We start from the raw sequence: 4703 nt of genomic DNA, 5'->3' as shown, positions 1-4703 counted from the left end.
TAAGTTTGATATCAAATCCATGTTCAGTTATAAATTGCTCCATACGCTCTCCCAACGGGAGCGGTTTCCCAGAACAGCAATTGATAATACCATTAATGCTATCTTGCATACTGGCTGCTACGATCTGTTGAGCAAGTTCATCAACATCTATAAAGTCATATTGATTTTTACCTGACGTAAAAGGAAAACTTTTAGCACCCGCATTAGCAGCTTTAACTAACTTACCAAACACAGAATTACTATTCTCATCATCTCCTGTAACATAAAAACCGCGGAGCCATTTAAGCTTAGTATTAGAATTCTTGGCCACGATCATCGAGGCTTGGCGTAAGGCATTTTTTGCAATTCCATAGAAAGATTCAGGATCGCAAGGTGTTTTTTCATCAATAGGACCTTCCCAATATCCAACTTCATGCATAGAGCCCATAATAGATAAACTTTTAATACCCCCGCTCACCATCCGCGATATAAATCGTAGATGAAGCGGTAAAGTTTTAAGATGGGAAAATGAATTATGATTAAATCCATCTTTCCACGCCAAATGAATGCATCTGTCAGGTGATCCTAGATCTTGAAAAAGCTGTTCATCATCTTCAAAAATTGGCTGCCTTACTACTTGATATCGTGTATCATCTTCATTTGCTCGGGGGTCTGCAACAATTATCTTACAATCATACGACGTCAGTGCGTCTACTACATGCCGACCAATATAGCCAGACGCACCAGTTACAAGGACTGTCTCAGTCATACTAAACTCCTCAGAGCTATGAAAAGAATATAAATTTATTTATATTATTACTACTAATTCTTAATTATAGAGTTTATAAGTGAAGTATTTGCTACCACCACTTTCATTTTATTTTCGTTCAATATGCATTTCTTTCCTTATAGCAGTTAATAATATATCTGAAACCTTTGCGCCTAGAAGGCCCAGCATATAAGCCAAAGGGAGTGTAAGCAGCAATAACATCCACCATTTTAAATTATTACTAGCTATTTGGCACAACATTTGTCCAATGGGCCAGCCCCACAAATAAAGTCCATAAGAATTTTCACGAATTCGAGGTTGAACAAATATTTTGTATTTCGCTGCAAAGGCAATATAAAAAAAGATGTACGGGAAACAAACAAGCATGGCAAATAGATCAAGCTTTAAATAAATAAGTAGAATAAAGTTAATGACAAAAACTACAAAAATATATTTATTTATACGAATTTGTTTGCAATAAATATATGCACACATACCAATTAGGAATAGTAAAACTGGTCTACTAACTAAAGTAAATAAAATACTTGGATGAACAACTATAAATATTACAGCTGTACAACTAAATACTAAAAAGAGTATTAGTAAAAAATATTTAGACTTCTTCTGATAAACCCTAAATAAAATATATGCTAAAAGATAGCAAGAAAATTCTATTGGCAGTATCCAAAGAGAGCCATTCACAACATTTGGATAAGCGTTATTAATAAAGACGCCAGGCAAATTATGTCGCATAATCAAAATGCCGTTTAAGAAATAGAGCCATGTTTCTACTTTAAAAAAATATATTTTTGGAGACAATTTACTAAAAAGCGGGCCCACTACAAAAGCGCAGCAAAAAACAACAAAAAATAATTGCGGAAAGATTCGAAAACATCTAGCACTAAAATAATTATAAAAATTACGACGTCTTTCAACACTACCTGCAATTAGATATCCACTCATTAACAAAAATATACCAACAGCTAAACTTCCAAAGCTAAGAGAACCTCTTGTCATTTGAGCAAGCAGATCCATCGAAGATGGACCTGCTGTGAGAGGAACCGAATGGGATCCTATAACCAAAACAGCTGCAATAAGTCGTAAAATATTAAGATTATTTTTTTTATTACTTCCTACATCTCCAAGCATAATAATACTATTATTATTTAAAAATTTTTTATTTAACTTATTTTTATTAAAGCTCATTACTTTTCTCGCTCATCGAATAGACTAAATTTATTATATTTGCTAGCCATTCTGGCCACATTGAACATAGGATTTTGAAGTCTTCCGATCTACGAATATCTTGATTAATGTTACGGCTTGTTGCAGACTCCGCGTAGATTCTATGACCCATAATTTGCTTTGGCAAATATAAAAAGGCACCCGGCTCTTGTGCTAGTTTAACAAAAGTTGCATAATCGCAGCTATTAGTATATTTTGTATCAAATATGTTCAGGCCTAAATGGCTTTTAACATACGTCACAGAGGGACAGCAGATGGCATCTCCAAATCGTAAACTTTCTCTTTTCCCAATATAGCAACGTGCTAATTTTGAATTCAAAAGAGGCCTATTAAGCCAACGCTTAATTTTGAGTATCCTATTGCTATACACACGTTGTTCATTTCTAATCTCATAATAATCTGTAAAGACAAATAAGGCATCATCTGCAGGTTGACTGTTCAGGATTTCTAAAGTAGATGTAAGAAAATTAGAATCATACAGATCATCTTGATGGGCAACTGTCACAAGTGAGGTTTCTGCATGATTATAACCATAATTCCAGTCATCTCCTGCTAAACCTGGATTATGGTTGATAAGAAGAGGTATATTGTATTTATTACATATCTCTTCTATAAAACTACTTGGTGTAGAAGTAGAAACAATAACTTTACCTAAATCATTTTGGTTCTCGATGCTTTTAATCGTATTTTCAAGATAAGGATTGTCCTTGTACGCACAGATAACAAAAGTGTGATCATCGGCAGTATACATATATCTTTCCTTCACCTCTCAATACCAATGCTAAATATATTAACGAAAAAACTTACACAAACTATTCAGTAAATTAAAGTACTTTTAAAATCTAAGACAAAAGAAACTTTTCATTTGATTAATATTAAAAGACACTAACACTCAATATACTGTCTCTAATAGTTAATAGAAGACCATTGATCCAAGGTTATCTAAAACAGCTAAACTTCTATTTCTCTATGATAGTCTTGCTATCATCTAATATAGTAATATTTTAGATATATAAGGATGGTACTTCTATGCTAGAAGATCAAAACCAATTTAAAAACGACTTTAAGAATTTTCTCTTCAATATCTCCTCTCATAAAGCTGCCTCTCTGTTTGATAACCTCATTAAGCGATACGGAGCCCAAATTACAATATCGCATATAGCATCAACTTTTTGGACCAAACCGGCAATTGCAACATCTGCTGTATGTGAATCAAAGTCTCTAAAAGTAACTCGAAATAAGATCAAAACGATTGCAATCTACTTTTACTCTTTTGGGACTGGCGGAGGAGAACGTGTAACACATGAATTAATTACTATGTGGAAAGCGCAAGGATTTAAGGTCATCTTGATTACTGATATCCCACCACAACCTAATGATTACTCTTTACCTAAAGATGTAAAACGGTATGTCATTCCAGATTTAAGAACAATCAGTTCAGATAAATATGCTTTTAGAGGGGAAGCACTGCATAATATTCTTCTAAATGAAAAAGTTGATATTCTTATATTTGCACACTGGTTTTCACATACTTTACCTTGGGATATGATAACTACAAAATTACTTGGAATTCCTTTTTTAATATACATACAAACATCTTTTACTCAATTTTTTCTTGAGCGAGTATACCCAGGTGGTGCTCAGGGTCTTATTGGTACATATAAACTTGCTGACGGAATAATTAGTTTAAGTAAAATGGATTGTATGTTCTGGAGTCATTTTAACAATAATGTATTCGAAACTATTAATCCCTTAACACTTCCTGTTACAAAATCATCAGCACCACTTAAGGGTCACACTATTATTTGGCCAGCACGCCTGCATCCAGATAAATGTCCTGAGCGTGTTATACCTATTATGCAAAATGTTGTTAAAAGTATTCCTGATGCTACTTTACTCATGATTGGCCCTTGCTCAGATGAATTTAAACACTCTTTCACCCTGCTTATTAAAAAAAAGAATTTAGATAAACACATCCTTATTATTCCTCCACAGAACTTTAAGGATATGATCAATTGGTATATGCAGTCAGATGCATACTTACTTACTTCAAGAAGAGAAGGATGGTCACTGGCACTTGCGGAAGCTCTTGCGGTTGGTTTGCCTTGCGTAATTTATGACCTTCCTTATCTCACCCTTGTAGACGATAACAAAGCTGTTTTAACAGCTCCTCAAGATGATGTTGAAAAGATAAGCCAATTGTTAATTAAAGTCCTTTTAGATAAGACATTAGCCCACTATATGAGTAAGATAGGACGGAATAAGATTACTCGGCTTGAAAATTATAATTTTCCAATGTTTTGGAATAACTGTTTTACATCTACACTCACACCTCATTCTCATACAATCTCAAATGAAAATGCGCTAGAACAAACTTTGTGGAATTCTCTCTTAAATGCAACTAATACACATATGGAGCAAGAGGCATTAAGAGAAAAAAATTACCAAGAAGCTCTCCAACAACAGCGACAAGCACTCTTAAATCTAAAAAAAGACAAACTTCAAGCTGAAACTTCTCTAGCTAATCTACGAAATGACCAGCAGGCAATTCTCGGATCAGTTTCTTTCACCCTTGGTAGAGTATTGACTGCCGTACCTAGAGCCATAAAAAGTAAATTAAACACTTTTAAGTCTAATTTATAGCTCTTCAAGTTCAAATAAGTTTGTTTTAATAACAATAATGCGATCGTGTCTCTACATTGGTGTAAGC

At 33.9% G+C, this 4703-nt stretch carries 4 protein-coding genes; 1 reads left to right on the top strand and 3 read right to left on the bottom strand.

Features of this window, described 5'->3' with window-relative positions:
- The 3 genes from Q7P22_RS10045 to Q7P22_RS10035 all read right to left on the bottom strand — a co-directional run.
- The coding region (locus Q7P22_RS10045) for an NAD(P)-dependent oxidoreductase (protein ID WP_303863776.1) at nucleotides 1–748 on the bottom strand (748 nt) is incomplete at its 3' end.
- Between the two features lie 108 nt (nucleotides 749–856).
- The gene (locus tag Q7P22_RS10040) at nucleotides 857–1954 is read right to left on the bottom strand and encodes an acyltransferase (RefSeq protein ID WP_303863774.1); all 1098 of its coding nucleotides are present in this window, start codon (nucleotides 1952–1954) and stop codon (nucleotides 857–859) included.
- Nucleotides 1944–2744, bottom strand: coding sequence for a glycosyltransferase (locus Q7P22_RS10035; protein ID WP_303863756.1), 801 nt, complete (start codon nucleotides 2742–2744; stop codon nucleotides 1944–1946). Before Q7P22_RS10035 ends, Q7P22_RS10040 begins: the two co-directional genes overlap by 11 nt.
- Before the next feature lie 278 nt (nucleotides 2745–3022).
- Here Q7P22_RS10035 and Q7P22_RS10030 point away from each other — a divergent pair, with 278 nt between their 5' ends.
- Nucleotides 3023–4636 carry a glycosyltransferase family 4 protein gene (locus Q7P22_RS10030; RefSeq protein ID WP_303863754.1) on the top strand — a complete coding sequence of 538 codons (1614 nt, stop codon included), beginning with the start codon at nucleotides 3023–3025 and terminating at the stop codon, nucleotides 4634–4636.
- Nucleotides 4637–4703: the final 67 nt, after the last annotated feature.

Origin of the sequence: Alkalibaculum bacchi (assembly GCF_937875145.1) — a bacterium.
GTDB classification, from domain to species: domain Bacteria; phylum Bacillota; class Clostridia; order Eubacteriales; family Alkalibacteraceae; genus Alkalibaculum; species Alkalibaculum bacchi_A.
Note: the sequence above shows the minus strand (reverse complement) of the source record. Positions and strands in the feature narration are given on the sequence as shown.

Coding starts and splice junctions, on each gene's coding strand:
- Q7P22_RS10040 (WP_303863774.1), bottom strand. CDS start 1,954: ATGAGCTTTAATAAAAATAAGTTAAATAAAAAATTTTTAAATAATAAT.
- Q7P22_RS10035 (WP_303863756.1), bottom strand. CDS start 2,744: ATGTATACTGCCGATGATCACACTTTTGTTATCTGTGCGTACAAGGAC.
- Q7P22_RS10030 (WP_303863754.1), top strand. CDS start 3,023: ATGCTAGAAGATCAAAACCAATTTAAAAACGACTTTAAGAATTTTCTC.